The sequence below is a fragment of the Pseudomonas sp. R15(2017) genome (genome assembly GCF_002112685.1).
Taxonomy (GTDB): Bacteria; Pseudomonadota; Gammaproteobacteria; order Pseudomonadales; family Pseudomonadaceae; genus Aquipseudomonas; species Aquipseudomonas glycinae.
The window spans coordinates 212,939-235,322 of record NZ_NEII01000001.1 but is presented as its reverse complement, the minus strand read 5'-3'; the positions used below and the strand labels follow the sequence as shown (position 1 = coordinate 235,322).

The 22,384-nt window shown below is 60.2% G+C and carries 19 protein-coding genes; 7 read left to right on the top strand and 12 right to left on the bottom strand.

The window, feature by feature from the left end; all coding sequences use genetic code 11:
* Position 1 precedes the first annotated feature (1 nt).
* From tssC to tssA, 3 genes are read right to left on the bottom strand one after another with little or no spacing between them, the layout of a single operon-like run.
* A complete protein-coding gene (gene tssC, locus CAF77_RS01075; protein ID WP_011336600.1) occupies positions 2-1,477 on the bottom strand; it encodes a type VI secretion system contractile sheath large subunit in 1,476 nt (491 codons plus the stop codon).
* Between the two features lie 28 nt (positions 1,478-1,505).
* Positions 1,506-2,009: a type VI secretion system contractile sheath small subunit gene (gene tssB, locus CAF77_RS01070; protein ID WP_003229587.1), complete on the bottom strand. Its 504-nt coding sequence runs from the start codon at positions 2,007-2,009 to the stop codon at positions 1,506-1,508.
* 32 nt (positions 2,010-2,041) lie between these two features.
* Positions 2,042-3,604 (bottom strand): type VI secretion system protein TssA, encoded by a 1,563-nt coding sequence (tssA, locus tag CAF77_RS01065; protein WP_064379799.1) that lies wholly within the window; start codon positions 3,602-3,604, stop codon positions 2,042-2,044.
* Positions 3,605-4,319: 715 nt separating this feature from the next.
* On the opposite strand from tssA, the gene tssI reads away from it, so the two are divergent.
* Positions 4,320-7,676 (top strand): type VI secretion system tip protein TssI/VgrG, encoded by a 3,357-nt coding sequence (tssI, locus tag CAF77_RS01060; protein WP_085653934.1) that lies wholly within the window; start codon positions 4,320-4,322, stop codon positions 7,674-7,676.
* Positions 7,669-8,340, top strand: a complete 672-nt coding sequence (locus tag CAF77_RS01055; RefSeq protein WP_011336603.1) for a DUF2931 family protein — start codon at positions 7,669-7,671, stop codon at positions 8,338-8,340. The genes tssI and CAF77_RS01055 overlap by 8 nt, the downstream gene beginning before the upstream one ends.
* A gap of 616 nt (positions 8,341-8,956) precedes the next feature.
* Here the strand turns inward: CAF77_RS01055 and CAF77_RS01045 are convergent.
* From CAF77_RS01045 to CAF77_RS01035, 3 genes are all read right to left on the bottom strand, one after another.
* Entirely contained in the window at positions 8,957-9,232 is a 276-nt protein-coding gene (locus tag CAF77_RS01045; RefSeq protein WP_003213368.1) for an HU family DNA-binding protein, read from the bottom strand.
* A gap of 190 nt (positions 9,233-9,422) precedes the next feature.
* Positions 9,423-10,571 (bottom strand): NAD(P)/FAD-dependent oxidoreductase, encoded by a 1,149-nt coding sequence (locus CAF77_RS01040; protein ID WP_064379793.1) that lies wholly within the window; start codon positions 10,569-10,571, stop codon positions 9,423-9,425.
* Positions 10,572-10,592: 21 nt separating this feature from the next.
* Positions 10,593-10,760, bottom strand: a complete 168-nt coding sequence (locus tag CAF77_RS01035; RefSeq protein WP_007954349.1) for a rubredoxin — start codon at positions 10,758-10,760, stop codon at positions 10,593-10,595.
* A 199-nt stretch (positions 10,761-10,959) separates the two neighbouring features.
* Here CAF77_RS01035 and CAF77_RS01030 point away from each other — a divergent pair, with 199 nt between their 5' ends.
* Together CAF77_RS01030 and ubiA are read left to right on the top strand one after the other, a co-directional pair.
* Positions 10,960-11,511 carry a chorismate lyase gene (locus CAF77_RS01030; protein ID WP_064379791.1) on the top strand — a complete coding sequence of 184 codons (552 nt, stop codon included), beginning with the start codon at positions 10,960-10,962 and terminating at the stop codon, positions 11,509-11,511.
* Complete coding sequence (ubiA, locus tag CAF77_RS01025) at positions 11,511-12,401, top strand: 4-hydroxybenzoate octaprenyltransferase (RefSeq protein WP_064379790.1); 891 nt, start codon at positions 11,511-11,513, stop codon at positions 12,399-12,401. The genes CAF77_RS01030 and ubiA overlap by 1 nt, the downstream gene beginning before the upstream one ends.
* Positions 12,402-12,452: 51 nt before the next feature.
* Here ubiA and CAF77_RS01020 read toward each other — a convergent pair whose 3' ends face one another.
* Positions 12,453-12,836: a hypothetical protein gene (locus tag CAF77_RS01020; RefSeq protein WP_011336608.1), complete on the bottom strand. Its 384-nt coding sequence runs from the start codon at positions 12,834-12,836 to the stop codon at positions 12,453-12,455.
* Between the two features lie 151 nt (positions 12,837-12,987).
* Here CAF77_RS01020 and phoB point away from each other — a divergent pair, with 151 nt between their 5' ends.
* The 3 genes from phoB (at position 12,988) to CAF77_RS01005 (ending at position 16,551) form a co-directional block, all read left to right on the top strand.
* Complete coding sequence (gene phoB / locus CAF77_RS01015; protein WP_007896474.1) at positions 12,988-13,677, top strand: phosphate regulon transcriptional regulator PhoB; 690 nt, start codon at positions 12,988-12,990, stop codon at positions 13,675-13,677.
* 135 nt (positions 13,678-13,812) lie between these two features.
* Complete coding sequence (gene phoR, locus CAF77_RS01010) at positions 13,813-15,099, top strand: phosphate regulon sensor histidine kinase PhoR (protein ID WP_232253752.1); 1,287 nt, start codon at positions 13,813-13,815, stop codon at positions 15,097-15,099.
* A 111-nt stretch (positions 15,100-15,210) separates the two neighbouring features.
* Positions 15,211-16,551 (top strand): hemolysin family protein, encoded by a 1,341-nt coding sequence (locus CAF77_RS01005; protein WP_007954342.1) that lies wholly within the window; start codon positions 15,211-15,213, stop codon positions 16,549-16,551.
* Between the two features lie 5 nt (positions 16,552-16,556).
* Here the strand turns inward: CAF77_RS01005 and CAF77_RS01000 are convergent, their stop codons facing one another.
* From CAF77_RS01000 to pstA, 5 genes are all read right to left on the bottom strand, one after another.
* On the bottom strand, positions 16,557-17,453 hold the full coding sequence (locus tag CAF77_RS01000; RefSeq protein WP_064379787.1) for a M23 family metallopeptidase: 897 nt from the start codon (positions 17,451-17,453) through the stop codon (positions 16,557-16,559).
* Between the two features lie 215 nt (positions 17,454-17,668).
* The gene (locus CAF77_RS00995) at positions 17,669-18,625 is read right to left on the bottom strand and encodes a response regulator (protein WP_011336612.1); all 957 of its coding nucleotides are present in this window, start codon (positions 18,623-18,625) and stop codon (positions 17,669-17,671) included.
* 177 nt (positions 18,626-18,802) lie between these two features.
* Complete coding sequence (gene phoU / locus CAF77_RS00990; RefSeq protein ID WP_007954334.1) at positions 18,803-19,564, bottom strand: phosphate signaling complex protein PhoU; 762 nt, start codon at positions 19,562-19,564, stop codon at positions 18,803-18,805.
* Between the two features lie 124 nt (positions 19,565-19,688).
* Positions 19,689-20,522, bottom strand: coding sequence for a phosphate ABC transporter ATP-binding protein PstB (gene pstB / locus CAF77_RS00985; protein WP_007954333.1), 834 nt, complete (start codon positions 20,520-20,522; stop codon positions 19,689-19,691).
* A 183-nt stretch (positions 20,523-20,705) separates the two neighbouring features.
* Positions 20,706-22,376 (bottom strand): phosphate ABC transporter permease PstA, encoded by a 1,671-nt coding sequence (gene pstA / locus CAF77_RS00980; protein WP_085653933.1) that lies wholly within the window; start codon positions 22,374-22,376, stop codon positions 20,706-20,708.
* Positions 22,377-22,384 lie beyond the last annotated feature (8 nt).

Sequence of the window (22,384 nt, the reverse complement as noted above, 5' to 3'; positions counted from 1 at the left end):
CTTACTCTTTGTCCAGCTTGCCAACCAGCGACAGGGTGAAATCGGCACCCATGTACTTGAAGTGCGGACGCACGTTCAGGCTGACGCGGTACCAGCCCGGCTCGCCTTCAACGTCACTGACGATCACTTGCGCAGCGCGCAGCGGACGACGGCCACGTACTTCGGCGCTCGGGTTTTCCTGGTCGGCCACGTACTGGCGGATCCACTTGTTCAGTTCCAGCTCGAGGTCGGTACGCTCTTTCCACGAACCGAGTTGCTCGCGCTGCAGCACTTTCAGGTAGTGAGCCAGGCGGTTGACGATCATCATGTACGGCAGTTGGGTGCCGAGCTTGTAGTTCAGCTCTGCGGCCTTGCCTTCTGCGCTGATGCCGAAGAACTTCGGCTTCTGCACCGAGCTCGCGGAGAAGAACGCCGCGTTGTCGGAGCCTTTACGCATGGTCAGGGAGATGAAGCCTTCCTCGGCCAGTTCGTATTCACGACGGTCGGAAACCAGAACCTCGGTAGGAATCTTGGTTTCGATTTCGCCCATGCTTTCGAAGTGGTGCAGAGGCAGGTCTTCAACCGCGCCACCGCTCTGTGGGCCGATGATGTTCGGGCACCAGCGGAATTTGGCGAAGCTGTCGGTCAGCTTGGTGCCGAACGCGTAAGCGGTGTTGCCCCACAGGTAGTGCTCGTGGCTGTTGGCAACGTTTTCCTTGTACACGAACGATTTGACCGGGTTCTCTTCCGGGTCGTACGGGTTACGCAGCAGGAAACGCGGCACGGTCAGGCCAACGTAGCGGGAGTCTTCGGAGGTACGGAAGCTCTGCCATTTGGCGAATTGCGGGCCTTCGAAGTGATCTTTCAGATCCTTCAGGTCCGGCAGACCGGTGAAGCTTTCCAGGCCGAAGAATTTCGGGCCGGCGGCGGCGATGAACGGCGCGTGGGACATGCAGGCTACGCTGGACACGTACTGCATCAGCTTCACGTCCGGCGAGCTTGGGGACATGTAGTAGTTGGCAATGATCGCGCCAACCGGCTGACCACCGAACTGGCCGTATTCAGCGGTGTAGATGTGCTTGTACAGGCCCGACTGCATGACTTCCGGCGAGTCTTCGAAATCGTCAAGCAGGTCTTCTTTGGAGACGTTGAGGATTTCGATCTTGATGTTTTCGCGGAAGTTGGTGCGGTCGACCAGCAGTTGCAGGCCACGCCACGACGATTCCAGGGCCTGGAAGTCCGGGTGGTGCAGGATTTCGTCCATCTGACGGCTGAGCTTGGCATCGATCTCGGCGATCATGCGGTCAACCATGGCTTTCTTGACCGGCTCACCGTTGTTCTGCGGCTTGAGCAGCTCTTCGATGAACGCCGACACACCGCGCTTGGCGATGTCGTAGGCTTCGTCGTCCGGCGTCAGGCGGGTTTCGGCGATGATGCTGTCGAGAATGCTGTACTCGCCGTTTTCTGCGGCGTTCTGTTGTGCTGCGCTAGTGCTCATTGTGTTGGCTTCCTTGGCTGCTGGAGTCTCAAGCGTCCGGAGCTGCGGCGTTCAGGCCCAGCTCACCGAGTACGCGACCGCGGGATTCATCGTCGGCGAGCACGCCTTCGATGGCTTTACGGAACGCAGGTGCGTTACCCAGCGGGCCTTTGAGGGCCACCAGCGCGTCGCGCAGTTCCATCAGTTTTTTCAGCTCAGGCACTTGCTCGACCAGGCTGGCCGGGTTGAAGTCCTTCATGGAGTTGACGCGCAGTTGCACAGCCAGCTCGTCGGCCTCGCCATCTTCCTGCAGACGGTTCGGCACGCTCAGCGTCAGACCCAGCTCTTGCTTGGCCAGCACTTCGTCGAAGGTCATCTTGTCGATGCTGATCGGCTTGCGATCCTCGATCTTGCGATCGTCCTTGCGGTGGGTGTAGTCACCGATTGCCAGCAGCTTCAGCGGCAGTTCAATCTCTTCCTGAGCACCGCCGGTGGCGGGTTTGAAGGTGACGTTGATGCGTTCCTTGGGGGCTACCGAGCCTTCTTTGGCCATGGCTTTTCTCCTTGCGGTTGTGGCCCTGGGGCCTATTCGAGTACCACTTCGAGGTCGAGGTGGCACAGCCTGCGATAAATCTCTTCCTTGCGTTCACGTACGGCATGGTTCTGCGGTAACAACTCGCAGCAACTGTGCAGCAGGTGCAGCACTTCCAATGCAAGATCGGGCTCCCAGGCGTGCAGGCCTGAGTCCTGTAATGTCTGATCGAGGGTTTCGAGCTGGTTCTTGGCCAGTTCGTATTTCTTGGCCAGGAAACACAGCCGCGCGAGGGCGAACTGCCAGAAGAAGCGTTCGCGCCCGCCGTGCGCCGATTGCAGGCCCTGCTTGAGGATCTGCACTGCGGGCTTGAGGCCTTCCTTGCGCAGGATCGGCTGGACTTCTTCGAGGGCCTTTTCCCAGGCCGGCTGGGTTTCGGCGTTTTCGGTTTCGACCTTGCGCGGCGCGCTGGCGCTTTGCAGGTGCGGCATGACGTTGGCGGCGATCCACGCCCGGGTGGACGGATCGGCGAACGGCGCGCCGTCATGGAAACGCAGCTCGATGATGCCGGGCAGGCGTTGAATCAAAAGCGCGAAGTGGATTTCCACTTCGCGCATGGCCAGCTCGGCGTTGAGGTTCTGGAGACATTCCCAGACCATCCTCTGGCCATCGAACCAGAACGGTGCCTTCGCCAGGCTCGCCTCCAGTTCCACCAGCAGGTCGGCGTATTTGCCCTGATCGAAGCGGTCCTGATACTGCTTGAGCTTGTCGACCGGCAACCCGCGCAGCACGGTGATCTGCTCGGCGTTGCGCTCGGGCACCGCGTCGATCGTCATCCACAGCAAGGTGCGGTTGAGGCGCAGCGCGCGCAGGTCGGTGGCTTTCTGCTTGAGCCACCAGGCGCACAACGGGCGGGCGCTTTCCTGCTGGGCGCGCAGGGCCTTGTGGGCTTCTTTCTCGTTGTCGATCGGCGCACCGGGTGCCAGCAACTGAGTCGCCGCCTGCTTGACCTGGGCCACCGCCGCGCCCACCACGCCGGGCGCCGGCTGGTTGTCGGCGGCGCGCTGGATCATGGTTTTCAGACGACGGGAGAGCGGCAGCAGCAGCGGCGCATCATCGCCCAGATGCTCGGTGCAGACGGCGTCGAGACCGGACAGATGCTCGGACAACTGCCGGAACATCGGCAGCTGTTCCTTGATCGCGATGTTCTCGGTGATCACCTGCTCAAGACGCGGCACCAGCCAGCCGATGGCGGCGGCCCGGGTGCGGGGTTTGAGCGGGTGAATCTCGGCCCAGTTGTTTTCCGACAAATGGTGCAGAAAACCGAGGCCGGCCAGCAGGCCGGGGAAGGATTCACGCTGGTACAGCGACCAGGTCAGCCAGGCGCCGACACGCAAGTCCTTGGATTGGGTACGCAGGAGGTTTTCGCTGTTTTCGCGAATTTTCAGCCAGTCGATCTGCCCGCTTTCGTGCATCGACGAGGCTTTGGCCAGCTCGCTTTCCAGGGCCTCGAATTCGCTCGAGAAGCGAACGTCTTCGCCCGCAAAATTCTCTTTGGAAACAGAGACTTTAGCGAGTTCGAGGTAATGGGCGGAAAGTTTGCTTGAGTAGGACATCCATGGCCTTTATAAGGATTACGGTCGTGCGCCTATTGGAGTTGCAGCGGCGCGGGACAGTATCGAAGAGCAGTCGGAAGACTCATCCAATTGAGTGTTTGCTCTTTCAAGTGCGCGCATCGTAATCACAATGATGGCCACTAGCAAGCATCTGATTAAACAACAAGACGAACTGTTCATTGGGCTCTGTAGGAGATCGCCCTATATGTGACAGGGGATTCCCTGATGTCCCTTTATATTTCACTTTTAAGCCTATCCCTTCCGAAAGCATTGGGCCAGAGCGGCCGGCGCGCGGCGTCGAGAGCATCTGCACGCTCGTTCCACAAGTAAGCGGAGAAAGCATGACAAACCCCGAAAAAATTTGAAGTAGGACGCTTCCGAAAATACACCACCATTTATTAACAAATGACTGGCGACAACAGACAACATTAAAAGTGCCATCAAATTGATGGCATTTATATGTTTAATAGTCTTGGATCCTTGCCTGCATAAGACTATTACGCAGGATTCCAATCACCCGCCGTCACTTTCCCGCAGCCATTTCCCACAATTTCCACGTTGTTTTACAACCCGGAAAGCTCCGACTTAAACAAGCGATCCTTCTTACATAAATCTGTTTAACGCCTTGTTAGCGTGCCGGCCAATGTTCGCGTGCGCTGACCAGGGAGGGTTTCGACATCACGCCGTCTTCCCCTCTCTGCTTAAGGACAAGCGTATGTCTGGAGCTGTCAGTTCTGCGCGCTTTACGCTGCAGATTCACGCTGTTCGCAACGACTTCAAGGTGCTGGCCTTCGAAGGCACCGAGACCATCAGCACCCTTTATGCCATCCACGTCGAACTGGTCAGTGAAGACCCCGACTTCGATATGGAAGGCCTGCTCGGTCAGCCTGCCTTCCTGCAGTTCGGCCTGAACGGTGAAGGCATTCACGGGCGCATCGAAGATGTGTTGGCGGGTGAGTCGGGAAAACGCCTGACCCGTTATCGCCTGATACTGGTGCCGAGCCTCCACTATTTGCAGTTCAGTCACGATCAACGGATTTACCAGGAGCAGACTGTCCCGCAGATCATCACGCAAACGCTCAAGCGACATGGCATCCTCGCCGATGCGTTCACCTTCCATGTCCAGCCCCTAGCGGCACGGGATTACTGCACCCAATACGGCGAAAGCGATTTCGAGTTCATTCAGCGCCTGTGTGCCGAGGACGGAATCGCCTGGCATCACCAGCACTCCGCGCAAGGCCATTTGCTGGTGTTCACCGATGACGCGGTGTTCCTCCCGACATTGCGCGCCACACCCTATCGCCGGGATAGCGGGATGGTCCCGGAATATCCAGTAGTCAGCAGGTTTTCCTTGCGCGCCGCCACCCGGACAAGCCGGGTCACGCGACGCGACTATGACCTGAGGCGACCGACGCTTTTAATCGAAAGCCGCTTCAGCGCCGAATTCACCCCGACGCTTGAGGACTACCAATACCCGTTGCCGCTGGACAACGAAAAGCGTGGCAAGCAACTGGCCCGTCAGGCCCTGGAGCGCCATCGCGCAGACTATGAAATGGCAGAGGGTCAAAGCAACCAACCTACCTTGCGCTGCGGCCATCTGTTTGAACTGACCGAACACCCTCGCCAGAAATACAACGGTCTGTGGCTGCTGCTCGGGATCACCCACACCGGGCGGCAGCCGCAAGTGCTCGAAGAGTCGGTTAGCAGCGAAACTCAATCGGCGGACGGTTTTACCCAAGGCTATCGCAACACCTTCCACGCCATTCCGGCCGAGGTAGTTTTCCGTCCGCCGCTTCCCGCACGCAGGCCACCGCTGGTCAGCCAGACCGCCCGGGTGACCGGCCCCAAAGGCGAAGAGATCTACTGCGATGAGTTCGGTCGCGTAAAAGTCGAATTCCACTGGGACCGAGCCGAATTAAACAGTGAGCGCAGCAGTTGCTGGGTGCGGGTCTCGTCGAGCTGGGCCGGGAACGGTTTCGGTGTCGTCACCCTCCCCCGCATCGGGATGGAAGTGGTGGTGACCTTCGTGGAAGGTGATCCCGACAAGCCGCTGATTACCGGCTGCGTGATCAACAAGGTCACCCCTGCACCCTACAAACTTCCCGAGCACAAGACCCGAACCGTGTTGCGCAGTCGCAGCTCGCCTGACACCGGCGGCTACAGCGAATTGATGATTGAAGACCGCGCCGGACTGGAACTGGTCTACCTGCGTGCCCAGCGCGACATGGAGCGGCAGGTTCTCCATGACAGCCGGCTGGTGGTCGGGCGCGATCGATGGGAAAGCATCCAGGGCAGCAGCCAGACGACGGCCGGGAAAATCATTACCGTCGAGGCGGGCCAGCAGGTGCAGATCAAGGCCGGCGCCAGCGTGGTGCTGGATGCCGGCGCCAGCATCACGCTGAAGGCGGGCGGTCACCATATCGTGATCGACAGGGGCGGGATCTTCAGCAGTACCGAGGTCGTGGCGGGAGGAAAGACGTCCGCCAGCGGAGCCGCTGATCATCCAGAAGCCGCAATGGCGGGAGCCTTGGCGGCCGGACTGACGGCCTCATCCACTCAAGACCCGGAAGTCGCCGAACTCGAAGAAGAGGAGGAAGAAGTTGAACTGGAAGATGAAATGCCTGCCGGCATCACCTTGCGGATCGGCGTGTTTTTCGATGGGACGGGGAACAACAAGGCCAACAGCGAAACGGTCGCGGCTTGCTATGCGCCAGATGCCAATCTGGCGGAGGCAGCCGAAGAGATTCAGAAGCACTGCGCCGCTTATGGCTATGACGGAAATGGCAACTCGCCGGATAACAGCTACGGCAATGATGTAAGCAATATCGTGCGGTTGCATGAGCTGTATACAGACCATGCCTTTGACGTATTACCAGAGAACACGAAACAGGCTTCTTTGCGCGTATACATCGAAGGCATCGGTACAACCGCTGACGGAGACGACTCACTTTACGCACAGGCAACCGGCCGAGGCGAAACGGGTGTTCTGGCTCGTGTGGAGCAGAGCCCTGAAAAAATCATGGAGCAAATTCGGTCACTGATTGATAGCAACCCCAACACGCTAATAGAAAGAATCGAATTCGATATTTTCGGTTTCAGTCGAGGCGCCGCCGCTGCACGGCACTTCGCAAACGAGGTGCTAAAAGGCAAGCGCAGCATTCTCGCAAAGGCGTTGCCAGCAGGCTCTCCGTTCTTGGTCAGTAGCTTTGACTGGGTTTCACAATCCAGTATCAGCATCAATTTCATTGGTCTGTTTGATACCGTCGCGGCAATCGCCAATCCATGGTTGCTCGACTTCACTGGCGCCAACAGCAGAAATCCGGGACTGAACTTGAAGCTGCCGGAGGGTTGCGCCAACAAAGTGGTGCGCCTGGTGGCGCGTGATGAACATCGCGAGAACTTTGCCCTTAATAGCCTGGGTGAGATTGATCTGGTATTACCCGGCGCCCACTCGGATCTGGGAGGTGGCTATCTGCCCAGGGCCAGGGAGAAACTTCTGTTGAGCAGTCCGATCACCAGCACCATCAGCCAAAGCAAGGAAGCGACCCGGAGCGCAGCCTATGTCTCTGCCGAAAAGGAGGCGTTTGCCTGGTATACGAAAGGCGTCATCGAAGATGACGCTCCAGGCAATCAACTGCGGGTTGCACTCTGGGAAGCCCCTGTCATTCAACGATTGGAAAGGGGCAGATCCACACCGGAGCCCCAGAAGCGGGTTTATGCTGCGGCCATGATTGAACGCCCGGTACACGGTGAGTTGTCGCTGGTGTATTTACGCATCATGCGTGAGCTGGCGGTAAGAGCCGGGGTGCCGCTCAAGCTGATTCCCGACAGGTCAGCGCTAAATTTGCCCGCAGAGTTAGTACCCATTCACAAAAAACTTCAGGCTTACGCCTTGGGTGAGTCATCTGTTGAAGGGCTGACTATCAAAGAACGGGCTTTGTTACGCAGTCGCTATATCCACCTATCTGCGCACTGGAACGCAGCCAAAGATTTCAACAACAGCGACTGGAGCGTTGTTTTTATCAACCGCCCAACAAAGAACAAACAACGAGTGGTGCACCCCCATGAATAAATTCACTCGGCCCGTCAAAAAACACACGGGGTTCGTCTTCGGATTGCTGTTGGTGCTTTGCACTCAAAGTCATGCACAACCGATCACCAAACGGCCTTGGTATCTCGGCTTCGGAGCACCCGCCTACATGGAGGTCTGGATTGAAACGGCCGACGTGGTGGATATCCGTGAACGTGTGTTCAAACGCGCCGGAGCCGGGATTGCCTCGGTGAACACACCCGCCGACAACAAGGGCAAGCCCGCAGGCTGGCCTGACAGCCCCGGTAGTGGCGGCGGACGTGACGTCACTGGTGCCGATCTTCCCCGCTTGATCTATGTGCGATGGCAATCACTGGCTGAGCCTCAAACCTATGAGGCCTACATTGTGATTCCCGAATCTGCGCGGGAAATCATGCACAAACCGGAAAAGGCGTACTGCAGACTGGATGGCAAATGGATCACGGATTACCGCGATCGCGTAACTATTGGATTGGCGCCCGGCGGCATTGCCAAGGTTTGGCAGCGTGGGCCTTGTCTCAAGCCTGTCGAGATTGCTCGGGTTGAAGGGAGCATCGTCAAGCAGGGGCCGTATCAAGGGAAAAATGGAGGACGCTACGCGCTACCTCTTTCACCGGAGTCCAAAACCTACATCGAAAAATACGGCATCCCCTTCGGGAGCTGGTAAGGCATCTCACCCCCTCCAGTCACTTGCCAATCTGCAATCACTGAACAAAGGGATCCATAAGTAACGTCAGGGAGCGTTAAACCATCATGAGCGGCAGACACAATAAACGATCAATATCAGGGTTTGGATGCGCTTTGGTTGTCATGCTAACGCTCACAACCAGCACCTCTGCTCGTGCTGAGGGCTGCATCGGATTTGGATGCCTGTTGAACGGTGGCCCCTTGGAGTTCTCGATGCTGACCGGGATCGGGTTGCTATTCACAACGGTTGGACCGTTCATTACAACTTCAGACGCCAGTTCGGACGGCCCCTCGAAACATTACACCCAAGCCTTGATAGACGATGCAGCTGCGCATCTAGCGACGGAGGGCGAATACGAAAGTCCCATACTCGAGTCCGAGTGGCGTAAATACCTGAAATCTTATGGACACCAGCCAAGCAAGAACGAGTTCGCCAGAATGGTGCTGGCCACCTACGGGTAACCGGCTAGACGAATCCCATAACGATCCACCAAGACCAGCTCGGCTCGCCATCAGCCAAAAAAATGGGCATCCGACCGCAATCGGTATGCCCATTTTTCATGCAACGCGCCCGGCTGACCGGGCGTTCGCCGCGATTATGGATTGACGCTGTCTTTCAACGATTTGCCTGGCTTGAACGCAACGGTGTTGCTGGCCTTGATCTTCACCGGTTCACCGGTTTGCGGGTTTTTGCCGGTGCGGGCACCGCGGTGGCGTTGCAGGAAGGTGCCGAAGCCCACCAGCGTGACGCTGTCCTTGCGGTGCAGGGCGCCGGTGATTTCTTCGAGAACGGCGTTGAGAACGCGGTTGGCCTGCTCTTTGGTCAGATCCGCTTTTTCAGCGATTGCAGCGGCGAGTTCTGGTTTACGCATTAGTGAAGCCCCTTTGACGGTTTTTTGTTGTTATGTCCGTGCTGTTCTCGTTGGAACAGCGCCCAAGGCGCCGCAGGCTCTACTCTGCGGCAGACGGGAGTGAGGATGGCACGCGGTTAAGGGCGGCGCCAGTCTCCCCGCGACGTTTGTGGGGGCAAAAGCGGGGTGATTCCGACAGAACGACCGGTATTTACGCCAGTAAGGCCGGAAGCTGTTTGTTCAGTGCGAGTTTTTCCATCACCGCCGCGCCGGTCAGGGCGTAACCGAGCAATTGCCCTTCGGCGTCGTGGCACAGCACCTTGACGTCGGCGCCCTGCCCTTCGACCGTCCAGACGCCCTCGCGGCCCCGTGGCGGCGGGGAAACCACCAGCGGGCAGACCGGGGTTTTCACGGTGATCGGCATCGGTCCGTAGTTCACCACGGTCGGGTTGCCGGCCAGGGTTTGTGCCAGCGCTCGCGCACAACTCATGAGGGGCATGACGTACAGAAGATTCAGCCCGTCGACCTCGGCGCAGTCGCCCAGGGCGTAAATGTTGGCGTGCGAGGTTTGCAGGTGACGGTCGACCACCACGCCGCGATTGGTCTGGATGCCGGCTGCCGCTGCCAGATCGATCCGCGGGCGCAGGCCGATGGCCGAGACCACCACATCGCACGGGACAACCTGGCCATCGGACAGGTGCGCTTCCAGCCCATCCGCGACTTTTTGCAGGCGGGTCAGCACCGGGCCGAGATGAAAACGTGCGCCGAGGCTTTCCAGCCCGGCCTGCACCGCAGCCGCCGCCGCGGGATGCAGCAGGGTCGGCATCACCTGTTCACACGGTGCAACCAGTTGCACCTCGTAGCCGCCCAGAATCAGGTCATTGGCGAACTCGCAGCCGATCAGACCGGCACCGAGCAGCAAAACTCGACGCTTGCCGGCCGCTGCGGCGCGAAAACGGGCGTAGTCTTCGAGATCGTTGATCGGGAACACCAGGTCCGCGCCATCGCCTTCGATCGGCACGCGCACGGTTTCGGCGCCCCAGGCCAGGATCAGGTCGCGATAGCTCACTGCTTCCTCGCCGATCCACAAACGCTTGTGGCCGGGATCGATGCCGCTGATGCGGGTGTGGGTGCGGATTTCGGCCTTCAACTGATCGGCCATGGCGCCCGGCTCGGCCATGCTCAGGCCATCGGCGTCCTTGTTCTTGCCGAAGCCGGTGGACAGCATCGGCTTGGAGTAGGAGCGACCGTCATCGGCGGTAATCAGCAGCAGCGGGGTTTCGCCATCGAGTTTGCGAAACTCGCGGGCCAGGTTGTAACCCGCAAGCCCAGTGCCAACGATTACGACAGGTGCGCTCATGCCCTACTCCTCAGTGTTTTCTCAGTTGATTTCGATCATTTCGAAGTCCATCTTGCCGACGCCGCAGTCCGGGCACAGCCAGTCTTCCGGCACGTCCTGCCACAGGGTGCCCGGCGCAATGCCGTCATCCGGCCAGCCGTCGGCTTCGTTGTAGATCAGGCCGCAGACCACACATTGCCACTTTTTCATTCAGGTACTTCCTCAGGGTTCAGGCTTAATCCGGCGCGGACGGTCGATGGTGCAGCGCTGCCGTCCGGCTCAGGGCGTTTTGTACTGATCGTACCGGGCAGATGCAAGCCTGTTCGGCGCAGCGGCGACCCGGATCAATCAAACTCGCGGCTCACCATGGTAAGCTCGCCGCCTCATTTGCTGCCAATACTGACTCATTGTGCAACTCAAAAATGCCCCGCTGTGGTGCCCGCAAAGCCACCTGACACCCCTCCCCGACACATCCACGCTCGACTGGCTGTTCGACGAAGGCTCCCTGACCCGCCGCCTGACCCGTCTGTCCGATGACGGCTTCAGCATCACACCGCTGTTCGAAGGCTGGCAGACCCTGCGCGACGACGAATGCGCCGCGCTGGACCTGGCCGAAGGCAGCGAGGGCTGGGTGCGCGAGGTGTATCTGCGCGGCCATGGCCAGGCGTGGGTGTTCGCCCGCAGCGTGGCGTCGCGCAGTGCCTTGCAGGGCGACGGCTTGCACATGGATGAACTGGGCAGCCGCTCGCTGGGCGAACTGCTGTTCTGCGATCAAGCCTTCCAGCGTCGCGCCATCGAGGTCTGTCATTACCCGGAGCACTGGCTGCCCGAGTGTTCCCGGGCCACCGGTCTGTGGGGCCGTCGTTCGCGTTTCGACCGTGGTGCATTGAGCGTACTGGTGGCGGAGATTTTCCTGCCTGCGCTGTGGGAAGCCGTCCGCGCCCGTCCGGAGAACTGCTGATGTATCAAAGCCTGCTCAAATCCCTGAATCGCTTGAACCCGCGCGCCTGGGACTTCATCCAGCTGACCCGGATGGACAAGCCGATCGGCATTTACCTGCTGCTGTGGCCAACGCTCTGGGCCCTGTGGATTGCCGGCAAAGGCTCGCCATCGCTGGCCAACATCGTGATTTTCGTCCTCGGCGTGGTGCTGACCCGTGCCGGCGGCTGCGTGATCAACGACTGGGCCGACCGCAAGGTCGACGGCCACGTCAAACGCACCGCGCAGAGGCCTATTGCTGCTGGCAAGATCAGTTCGAAAGAGGCGCTGGTGTTCTTCGCGCTGCTGATGGGCGTGAGTTTCCTGCTGGTGCTGTGCACCAACGCCGCAACCATCTGGCTGTCGCTGGGTGGTCTGGCGCTGGCGTTCACCTATCCGTTCATGAAGCGCTACACCTATTACCCGCAGGTGGTGCTGGGGGCGGCGTTTTCCTGGGGGATGCCGATGGCGTTCACCGCCGAAACCGGTGAGTTGCCGGCGACCGCCTGGTTACTGTGGATCGCCAATTTGCTGTGGACGGTGGGCTACGACACTTATTACGCGATGACCGACCGCGACGATGACCTGAAGATCGGCGTGAAGTCCACGGCGATCCTGTTCGGCGACGCGGACCGGGTGATCATCCTGACCTTGCAGGCTCTGTCACTGGGCTGCCTGGTGCTCGCGGGGTCGAAATTCGAGCTGGGGATATGGTTCCACCTCGGCCTGCTGGTGGCGGCCGGGTGCTACGTCTGGGAGTTCTGGTACACCCGCGACCGGGACCGGATGCGTTGCTTCAAGGCGTTCCTGCACAACCACTGGGCCGGGCTGGCGATTTTCGTCGGGATCGTGCTGGATTATGCGTTGCGTTGATCCACAGAACCTGTGGGAGCGAGTTTGCTCGCTCCCACAGGGCATTTGCGTTTATTTGTGCTCGCGCATCACGTGCCACACGTCCTTCATCTTGTCGCCGGTCATATCGCCCGGCTTGGCATCTTTCACAAAGGTATACAGCGGTTTGCCGTCGTAGGCGTACTGCATCATGCCGTCATCGCGCTTGATCACCGTCCATTTGCCTTCGGCCTTGGCGCCTGCGGGAGCCATCAGCGGCGGCCAGTTCTTGGCGCAGTCGCCGTTGCACATCGACTTGCCGCCACTGTCCTTGTCGAACGTGTAAAGCGTCATGCCGTTGTGGTCGACCATCATTCCGTCTTTCATCATGGCCGGCTCGGCCGCCATCGCCAGTCCAGGCAGAGTCAGGGCGGCAGCCATCAGCAAAGCCTTAAAGGAAGCAGTCATTTGAGTCATGGAAACCTTCTCTTGTGGTTGTCAGGATTCGGACTTAGAGCTTAGTTCAGGATTCGCACAATCGCCGCCGGACTAAAATACTGTCACACGACTGCAATAATTCCGTTATCTAATGCGGCGCAAGACAGTTAAATGACAAGAGGATTAAGGCATGGTTGGCAGGAGCATTCTGATCGTCGACGACGAAGCGCCCATTCGCGAAATGATCGCCGTTGCGTTGGAAATGGCCGGCTATGACTGCCTCGAGGCAGAGAATTCGCAGCAGGCCCACGCCATCATCGTCGACCGCAAGCCGGACCTGATCCTGCTCGACTGGATGCTGCCCGGCACCTCCGGCATCGAGCTGGCCCGCCGCCTCAAGCGTGACGAACTGACCGGGGACATCCCGATCATCATGCTCACCGCCAAGGGCGAAGAGGACAACAAGATTCAGGGTCTGGAAGTCGGCGCCGACGACTACATCACCAAACCGTTTTCCCCCCGCGAACTGGTGGCACGCCTCAAGGCCGTGCTGCGTCGCGCCGGCCCGACCGATGGCGAAGCGCCGATCGAAGTCGGCGGCCTGCTGCTCGACCCGATCAGCCACCGCGTGACCATCGACGGCAAACCTGCCGAGATGGGCCCGACCGAATACCGTCTGCTGCAATTCTTCATGACCCACCAGGAGCGCGCCTACACCCGTGGCCAGTTGCTGGACCAGGTCTGGGGCGGCAACGTCTATGTTGAAGAGCGCACCGTCGACGTGCACATCCGGCGCCTGCGCAAGGCCCTCGGCGACGCCTACGAAAATCTGGTACAAACCGTGCGCGGCACCGGCTACCGGTTCTCCACCAAAGCTTGAAAACAGCCGCAAGCTGCGAGCTACAAGCGGCAAGCAACAGCGAGCCGCCCTGACTTATAGCTTGCGGCTTGAAACTTGAAGCTGTGTTAAGGACGCTCCGTGAATCAAAACTGGCATGGCACCCTGATTCGCCACATGCTGTTGCTGGTCACCGGCTGCCTGGTGATCGGTTTGATCACCGGTTATTACGGCTGGAGTCTGGCGGCAGGCCTGGGCCTGTACCTGGCCTGGACGCTCAAGCAACTGCTGCGCCTGCACGAATGGCTGCGCCTGCACCAACCCGATGAAGCACCGCCCGACGGTTACGGCCTGTGGGGCGAGGTGTTCGACAGCATCTACCACCTGCAACGCCGCGACCAACGGGTACGCGGGCGCCTGCAAGCGGTGATCGACCGCGTCCAGGAGTCCACCGCTGCGCTGAAAGACGCGGTGATCATGCTCGACAGCGACGGCAACCTGGAATGGTGGAACCGCGCCGCCGAAACCCTGCTCGGCCTCAAGACCCCGCAGGACAGCGGTCAACCGGTGACCAACCTGGTCCGGCATCCGCGCTTCAAGGAATACTTCGAGCAGGAAAGCTACGCCGAACCGCTGGAAATCCCCTCGCCGACCAACGATCGCGTACGCATCCAGCTGTACCTCACGCGCTACGGCAACAACGAACACTTGATGCTGGTGCGCGACGTCACGCGCATCCATCAACTGGAACAGATGCGCAAAGACTTCATCGCCAACGTCTCCCATGAGCTGCGCACCCCGCTGACGGTGATCTGCGGCTACCTGGAAACCCTGCTCGACAACGTCGAGGAAGTGAACCCGCGCTGGAGCCGCGCCCTGCAGCAGATGCAGCAACAGGGTGGGCGCATGCAGACCCTGCTCAACGACTTGCTGTTGCTGGCCAAGCTGGAAGCCACCGATTACCCGTCGGACAATCAGCCGGTGCACATCGACACCCTGCTGCAGTCGATCAAGAGCGACGCCCAGCAGCTGTCAGGTTCGAAGAATCAGAAAATCACCCTGGAAGCCGACACCAGCATTCTGCTCAAGGGCAGCGAGGCAGAACTGCGCAGTGCGTTTTCCAACCTGGTGTTCAACGCCGTCAAATACACCCCGGCCGAAGGCAATATCCGCATCCGCTGGTGGGGCGACGATCAGGGCGCGCACCTGAGCGTGCAGGATTCCGGAATCGGCATCGACAGCAAACACCTGCCGCGCCTGACCGAACGCTTCTACCGCGTCGACTCCAGCCGCAACTCCAACACCGGCGGCACGGGTCTGGGCCTGGCCATCGTCAAACACGTGCTGCTGCGCCATCGCGCACGGATGGAGATCAGCAGCGTGCCCGGTCATGGCAGCACGTTCACCTGCCATTTCGCCCCGGCCCAGGTCGCTCAGGCACGGGTCATCAGCGCCGCTGAGTAATGCCGGACTAGGCAATCGCCAGGTCAGCCGCTACATTGGCTGACTTGCGCCTGCCTTTCAGGTGCGGATTTTTCTTTCTTTCGAATCACACGGAACCCGCAAAACTCCATCATGGACCCTTCCCCTGGCTTGTCCCTCGCAACAATATTCGCCGATTTCGGCATGATTCTTTTCGCTCTGATCCTGGTTCTGCTCAACGGCTTCTTCGTTGCGGCGGAGTTCGCCATGGTCAAACTGCGCTCGACCCGGGTCGAAGCCATCGCTGAACAGCACGGCTGGCGCGGGCACATCCTGCGCACCGTACACAGTCAGCTCGATGCTTACCTCTCGGCGTGCCAGCTCGGTATCACCCTCGCCTCCCTCGGCCTGGGCTGGGTCGGCGAGCCGGCGTTCGCGCACATTCTCGAACCGCTGCTGAGCGCGGTCGGCGTGCAGTCGGCCGAAGTCGTCAAAGGCATCTCGTTCTTCACCGCGTTCTTCATCATTTCGTACCTGCACATCGTGGTCGGCGAACTCGCACCCAAATCCTGGGCGATCCGCAAACCCGAGCTGCTGTCGCTGTGGACGGCGGTGCCGCTGTACCTGTTCTACTGGGCCATGTACCCGGCGATCTACCTGCTCAATGCCAGTGCCAACACCATCCTGCGCATCGCAGGGCAAGGTGAACCCGGCCCGCATCACGAGCACCATTACAGCCGCGAAGAACTGAAACTGATCCTGCACTCCAGCCGTGGCCAGGACCCGAGCGACCAGGGCATGCGCGTACTGGCCTCGGCGGTGGAAATGGGCGAACTGGAAGTGGTCGACTGGGCCAACTCCCGAGAAGACCTGATCACCCTCGAGTTCAACGCCCCGCTGAAAGAAATCCTGGCGATGTTCCGTCGCCACAAGTTCAGCCGTTATCCGGTGTACGACAGCGAGCGCAAGGAGTTCGTCGGCCTGCTGCACATCAAGGATCTGCTGCTGGAACTGGCGGCGCTGGACCACATTCCCGAGTCGTTCAACCTCGCCGAACTGACCCGCCCGCTGGAGCGCGTCTCCCGGCACATGCCGTTGTCGCAGCTGCTGGAGCAGTTCCGCAAGGGCGGCTCGCACTTCGCCGTGGTCGAAGAAGCCGACGGCAACATCATCGGCTACCTGACCATGGAAGACGTGCTGGAAGTGCTGGTCGGCGATATCCAGGACGAACACCGCAAGGCCGAACGCGGGATCCTCGCCTACCAGCCGGGCAAGTTGCTGGTGCGGGGCGATACGCCGCTGTTCAAGGTTGAACGCCTGCTGGGGATCGACCTGGATCACATCGAAGCCGAAACCCTCGCCGGGCTGATCTACGAAACCCTGAAACGGGTGCCGGAAGAGGAAGAAGTGCTGGAAGTCGAAGGTCTGCGGATCATCATCAAGAAGATGAAAGGTCCGAAGATCATTCTGGCCAAGGTGCTGATGCTCGACTGACGGGTTTACTGCTTGCCCAACGCAAAGTTGGGCAACGCCCCCAGCGGCCGGTTGAATTGATACGGAATCGACACCAGCCCCATCCCGGTATTGCGCTGCACCACGAAGTGCAGGTGCGGGCCGCTGCTGTTGCCGGTATTGCCTGACAGCGCCAGCGGGCTACCCACCGTAACCCGTTGCCCCTCCCGGACACTCACCGATCCTTGCTTGAGATGCAGGTACACACCCATCGTGCCGTCGTCGTGCAGTATCCGCACGAAGTTGCCGGACGGATCAGTGCCGCGCCCGTTCTGGGAATTCTCGGTCTTCACCACCACCCCGGCCCGCGCCGCAATGATCGGCGTGCCGACCGGCATGGCGATGTCCATCGCGTACTTGTTCTTCGGCCCGAAGTGGCTGTAGTCGCCGTTGGCGCCCTGGCTGAGGCGAAACGGCCCGCCACGCCACGGAAACGGATAGCGATAGCCCTGAGCCGCGCCAGCCGGGTCACCGAGGGAATAATGGAACTGCGGCGTGTACACCAGCGGCTTGCCACCGGACACCGCCGTCAGCAGCGCCAGCCGCGTATTGCTGCGCGCCGGCAACACCCGGCGGATCGTTTGCGTCGGTGCGCCGCGTACATTGCTCATTCCGGTAAACGCCAGGGCAATCTCGACCGGCGCATACAGATCGTTGCGCACGAATACCACGTCCGCGCCCTTCTGCTTCTTGATGTCGAGATAGACCTGGCGCTCGAGGCGCTCGACCATCCGGTCCTGAAACACGAACACCTGGGAGCCTTTGCTCGGACGGTCGCTGTACGAAACCACTCCGTTGGCATCGGTGGATTTGTAGATCGTCATGGCCACAGTCGAGGTGGAGGCCATGAACAGACCACAGAAAAACAGCAGGCGCAGGGGCATGGGCAAAAATTCTGTCGAGTAAGGCCTGGGAATCAGCCTAGCAGCTGAAGCAGACCAGGCTAGTCGACAGATGTTTCAAAAATGCGCGAATGATCGTCCCCACGCTCTGCGTGGAGATGCAGCCCGGGACGCTCTGCGTCCCATGCGTGAGGACGCAGAGCGTCCCTTGAGGCACTCCCACGCGGAGCGTGGGAACGATCAGCGTAAAACTGCGCTTACGCGCCCGGAACGAAGTGCTTCTGCGCCGTGCCGCGGGCGATCAGGCGGGAGATGTAGTCGAGCTTCTGCGCGTCCTGGTCGACGAAGCGGAAGGTCAGTTGCAGCCAGTCGCTGTCGGGTTTCGGCTCGTGGGCGACGACGGCGTGCAGGTAGCCGTTGAGGCGGGCGATTTCGGCGTTGTCGCCCTGCTCCAGATCGAGCACGGCGCTGTCGAGGATCTGCGGCAGGGTGTCGGTGCGTTTCACCACCAGCAGCGCTTCCTTGATGCTCAGGGCCTTGATCACGCATTGCTGGGTGCCGCTCGGCAAGCGCAGTTGGCCCTGACCGCGACCACCGGCCGGAGCGCTGGAGGCTGCCGGGGCTTTCACCGGCGGGCTGTTGAGCAGGCCACGCTGTGGCGCGGCGGCAGGTGCCGGGGCCGCAGCGGCAGGCTTGGCAAACGGGTTGGCCGCAGCAGCAGCGGGTGCGGAACCGACCACGGCAGCCTTGCCACCGGTCAACGCGCTCAAGGAGTCGTTGCCGAACGCCGAGTTCATCTTGGTCGGGGCGCTGTTCATCAGGGTGTCGAGCTTGCCGACCTTGTTCAGAGCCTGCTTGACCTTGGTCAGCAGTTGCTCGTTGGTGAACGGTTTGCTGACGTAACCGGTGACGCCGGCCTGGATCGCCTGCACGACGTTTTCCTTGTCGCCACGGCTGGTAACCATGATGAACGGCATGGTTTTGAGATTGTCCTGCTCACGGCACCAGGTCAGCAGTTCGAGGCCGGACATTTCCGGCATTTCCCAGTCGCACAGCACCAGGTCGAAGGCTTCCTTGGCCAGCATGGCCTGGGCCTTCTTGCCGTTGATGGCGTCCTCGGTGCGAATCCCCGGGAAGTAATTACGCAGGCACTTTTTCACCAGGTCACGAATGAACGATGCATCGTCCACGACCAACACACTGATCTTGCTCATCCAACACCCCTATTAAAATCCCGGCAAGCATAACGCTGGCTGATGGCACATTGCCAAAACTCTTCAGTCACGCCGGGACTTTTCGTTCGCGGGTGCTGCTTTTTAATTCGGTTCTGCCTATGAAAAGCAGAAACAAAAACGCCCGGCCAAAGGGCCGGGCGCTTTTCTCAGGCAATCTTACTTATCGTCAGCATCGCCCGGAACATTAGCGGTTTCACCACTTGTCCCTTCAACTTCTTCCTTCATGCGCTTGAGGCCCATGTGGCGCACATCGGTGCCGCGCACCAGATAGATCACCAGCTCAGAGATGTTGCGGGCGTGGTCGCCGATCCGCTCCAGCGAACGCAGCACCCAGATAATGCTCAAGACCCGCGAGATAGAGCGCGGGTCTTCCATCATGTAGGTCGCCAGTTCGCGCAGAGCGGTTTTGTATTCGCGGTCGATGATCTTGTCGTACTGCGCCACCGACAACGCCAGATCGGCGTCGAAGCGGGCAAACGCGTCCAGCGCATCGCGCACCATGTTGCGCACCTGGTCACCGATGTGGCGCACTTCGACGTAACCGCGCGGCGCTTCGCCTTCTTCGCACAGCTGAATCGCGCGGCGGGCGATCTTGGTCGCTTCGTCGCCGATGCGCTCAAGGTCGATCACCGACTTGGAGATGCTGATGATCAGACGCAGGTCGGAGGCCGCAGGCTGACGACGGGCCAGAATGCGCAGGCATTCTTCGTCGATGTTGCGTTCCATCTGGTTGATCTGGTCGTCGATCTCGCGCACTTGCTGGGCCAGGCCCGAGTCGGCCTCGATCAGCGCGGTGACCGCGTCGTTGACCTGCTTCTCGACCAGCCCGCCCATGGCCAGCAGGTGGCTGCGCACTTCTTCCAGTTCGGCGTTGAACTGCGCGGAAATGTGATGAGTGAGGCCTTCTTTGGAAATCATGCGTTCGCTCCGAAAAAGCGTTTAACCAAGAGCTGCAAGCTACGAGCTGCAAGCTGTTATGTGGTGTTCCCTGCCGCATCGCTTCTAACTTGCCGCTTGAAGCTTGCCGCTTGCAGCTGTACGGCTAGCCGTATCGCCCTGTGATGTAGTCTTCGGTCTGCTTCTTGGCCGGATTGGTGAACAGGGTATCGGTATCGCCGAATTCCACCAGTTTGCCCATGTACATGAACGCCGTGTAGTCGGACACCCGCGCCGCCTGCTGCATGTTGTGGGTCACGATGACGATGGTGAACTTGGATTTGAGCTCGTAGATCAGCTCTTCGACTTTCAGGGTCGAGATCGGGTCGAGGGCCGAGCACGGTTCGTCGAGCAGCAGCACTTCCGGCTCCACGGCGATGGTACGGGCGATCACCAGACGCTGTTGCTGACCACCGGACAGGCCGAGGGCCGAGTCATGCAGACGGTCTTTCACTTCATCCCACAGGGCCGCGCCTTTCAGTGCCCACTCGACGGCTTCGTCGAGGATGCGCTTCTTGTTGATGCCCTGGATGCGCAGGCCGTAGACCACGTTTTCGTAGATGGTCTTCGGGAACGGGTTCGGCTTCTGGAACACCATGCCGACCCGGCGACGCAGCTCGGCCACGTCTTCGCCCTTGCGGTAGATGTTGTTGCCGTACAGGTTGATCGCGCCTTCGACGCGGCAGCCGTCCACCAGATCGTTCATGCGGTTGAAGGTACGCAGCAGCGTGGACTTGCCGCAACCGGACGGGCCGATGAAGGCGGTCACGCGCTGTTTCGGAATGTTCATGCTGACATCGAACAGCGCCTGTTTCTCGCCGTAGTACAGGCTCAGGCCCGGCACTTCGATGGCTACGGTTTCCTGCTCGAGGTTCAGGCTCTGCTTGTCGCGGCCCAGGGCAGACATGTTGATGCCGTGGGTATGTGTTTCGTGCTGCATGGGAGATCCCCTGTGCTAACAAATTCGGTTCGTTGAACCACTGGCCAAACCAGCGGGTAACGCAAATTCAGTTTTTGTCGCGATCCCTGTGGGAGCTGGCTTGCCAGCGATGGCATCACTGCGGTGTAACTGAAACACCATGTCGCCTGCATCGCTGGCAAGCCAGCTCCCACAGGATTTGTTTTAACTGTCTAGAGCTTTGTACTTCTCGCGCAGGTGGTTACGGATGTACACCGCCGACAGGTTCAGGGTGGCGATCACCAGCACCAGCAACAGCGCCGTGGCGTACACCAGCGGCCGCGCGGCCTCGACGTTCGGGCTCTGAAAGCCAACGTCATAGATGTGGAAGCCCAGGTGCATGATCTTCTGATCCAGGTGCAGGTACGGGTAGTTGCCGTCCACCGGCAGCGACGGCGCCAGTTTCACCACACCCACCAGCATCAGCGGCGCCACTTCGCCGGCGGCGCGAGCCACGGCGAGGATCATGCCGGTCATCATGGCCGGACTGGCCATCGGCAGAACGATCTTCCACAGGGTTTCAGCCTTGGTCGCGCCGAGGGCCAGCGAGCCCTCACGCACGGTGCGCGGGATACGCGCCAGACCTTCTTCGGTGGCCACGATCACCACCGGCACCGCCAGCAGTGCCAGGGTCAACGAAGCCCAGAGCAGACCCGGTGTACCGAAGGTCGGTGCCGGCAGCGCTTCAGGGAAGAACAGACGGTCGAGCGAACCACCCAGCACGTAGACGAAGAAGCCCAGACCGAACACGCCGTAAACAATCGCCGGAACACCCGCCAGGTTGTTCACCGCGATCCGGATCACCCGGGTCAGGGTGTTCTGCTTGGCGTATTCACGCAGGTACACCGCCGCCAGCACACCGAACGGGGTCACGATCATCGCCATGATCAGAGTCATCATCACGGTGCCGAAGATCGCCGGGAAAATCCCGCCTTCGGTGTTCGCTTCACGCGGGTCGTCGGACAGGAATTCCCAGACCTTGCTGAAGTAGAAACCGATCTTGGTGAACGTACCCATCGCGTTCGGCTGGTAGGCGTGAACCACTTTGCCCAGGCCGATTTCGATTTCCTTGCCGTTCGCATCACGAGCGGTCAAGGCGTCACGGTTGAACTGCGCGTGCAGGTCGGCCAGACGGGCTTCGATGTCCTGATAGCGGGCGTTCAGCTCGGCGCGCTCGGATTCCATGTCCGCTTGCGCGGTGGCGTCGAGCTTGCCTTCCAGCTCCAGCTTGCGACCGTGCAGACGGATGCGCTCGAGGCCGGCGTTGATCGCACCGATATCGACTTTTTCCAGAGTCTTGAGCTGGGCGGCAAGTTTGTTCACGCGATCGATCCGCGCTTGCAGCTCAGGCCAGGCCGCTTCGCCTTCGGCGATCACCTTGCCGTCCTGTTTGACGTTGACCAGGTAGCCGTAGAAGTTGCCCCACTCACGACGCTCCAGCGCCATCAGCTCCGGCGGATTCTTCTGGTCGGTCAGCCACTCGCCGACGATCCAGGTGAAGTCGTTGCCGTTCAGGTCACGGTTACCGACCTTGATCAGCTCGCGGGTCATGAATTCCGGACCTTCGTCCGGCACCGGCAGGCCGGCGCTCTTCAGACGGGCGCGCGGCACTTCTTCTTTCTGCACCACCTCGCCCACGACCAGATGCTGGCCCTGGCCCGGTACGTCATAGCTGGCGTGGATCAGATCCGCCGGCCAGAAGTGACCCATACCGCGCACGGCGATCACCGCCAGCAGGCCAATGGTCATGATGACCGCGATGGACACCGCGCCGCCGCTGATCCAGACGCCGGGGGCGCCGCTCTTGAACCATCCTTTCAGGGAGTTCTGTTTCACAGACTTCT

Excerpts from the sequence above, each read along its gene's own strand:
- tssC (WP_011336600.1), bottom strand. The coding sequence starts at position 1,477 with ATGAGCACTAGCGCAGCACAACAGAACGCCGCAGAAAACGGCGAGTAC.
- tssB (WP_003229587.1), bottom strand. The coding sequence starts at position 2,009 with ATGGCCAAAGAAGGCTCGGTAGCCCCCAAGGAACGCATCAACGTCACC.
- tssA (WP_064379799.1), bottom strand. The coding sequence starts at position 3,604 with ATGTCCTACTCAAGCAAACTTTCCGCCCATTACCTCGAACTCGCTAAA.
- tssI (WP_085653934.1), top strand. The coding sequence starts at position 4,320 with ATGTCTGGAGCTGTCAGTTCTGCGCGCTTTACGCTGCAGATTCACGCT.
- CAF77_RS01055 (WP_011336603.1), top strand. The coding sequence starts at position 7,669 with ATGAATAAATTCACTCGGCCCGTCAAAAAACACACGGGGTTCGTCTTC.
- CAF77_RS01045 (WP_003213368.1), bottom strand. The coding sequence starts at position 9,232 with ATGCGTAAACCAGAACTCGCCGCTGCAATCGCTGAAAAAGCGGATCTG.
- CAF77_RS01040 (WP_064379793.1), bottom strand. The coding sequence starts at position 10,571 with ATGAGCGCACCTGTCGTAATCGTTGGCACTGGGCTTGCGGGTTACAAC.
- CAF77_RS01035 (WP_007954349.1), bottom strand. The coding sequence starts at position 10,760 with ATGAAAAAGTGGCAATGTGTGGTCTGCGGCCTGATCTACAACGAAGCC.
- ubiA (WP_064379790.1), top strand. The coding sequence starts at position 11,511 with ATGTATCAAAGCCTGCTCAAATCCCTGAATCGCTTGAACCCGCGCGCC.
- CAF77_RS01020 (WP_011336608.1), bottom strand. The coding sequence starts at position 12,836 with ATGACTCAAATGACTGCTTCCTTTAAGGCTTTGCTGATGGCTGCCGCC.
- phoB (WP_007896474.1), top strand. The coding sequence starts at position 12,988 with ATGGTTGGCAGGAGCATTCTGATCGTCGACGACGAAGCGCCCATTCGC.
- phoR (WP_232253752.1), top strand. The coding sequence starts at position 13,813 with ATGCTGTTGCTGGTCACCGGCTGCCTGGTGATCGGTTTGATCACCGGT.
- CAF77_RS01005 (WP_007954342.1), top strand. The coding sequence starts at position 15,211 with ATGGACCCTTCCCCTGGCTTGTCCCTCGCAACAATATTCGCCGATTTC.
- CAF77_RS01000 (WP_064379787.1), bottom strand. The coding sequence starts at position 17,453 with ATGCCCCTGCGCCTGCTGTTTTTCTGTGGTCTGTTCATGGCCTCCACC.
- CAF77_RS00995 (WP_011336612.1), bottom strand. The coding sequence starts at position 18,625 with ATGAGCAAGATCAGTGTGTTGGTCGTGGACGATGCATCGTTCATTCGT.
- phoU (WP_007954334.1), bottom strand. The coding sequence starts at position 19,564 with ATGATTTCCAAAGAAGGCCTCACTCATCACATTTCCGCGCAGTTCAAC.
- pstB (WP_007954333.1), bottom strand. The coding sequence starts at position 20,522 with ATGCAGCACGAAACACATACCCACGGCATCAACATGTCTGCCCTGGGC.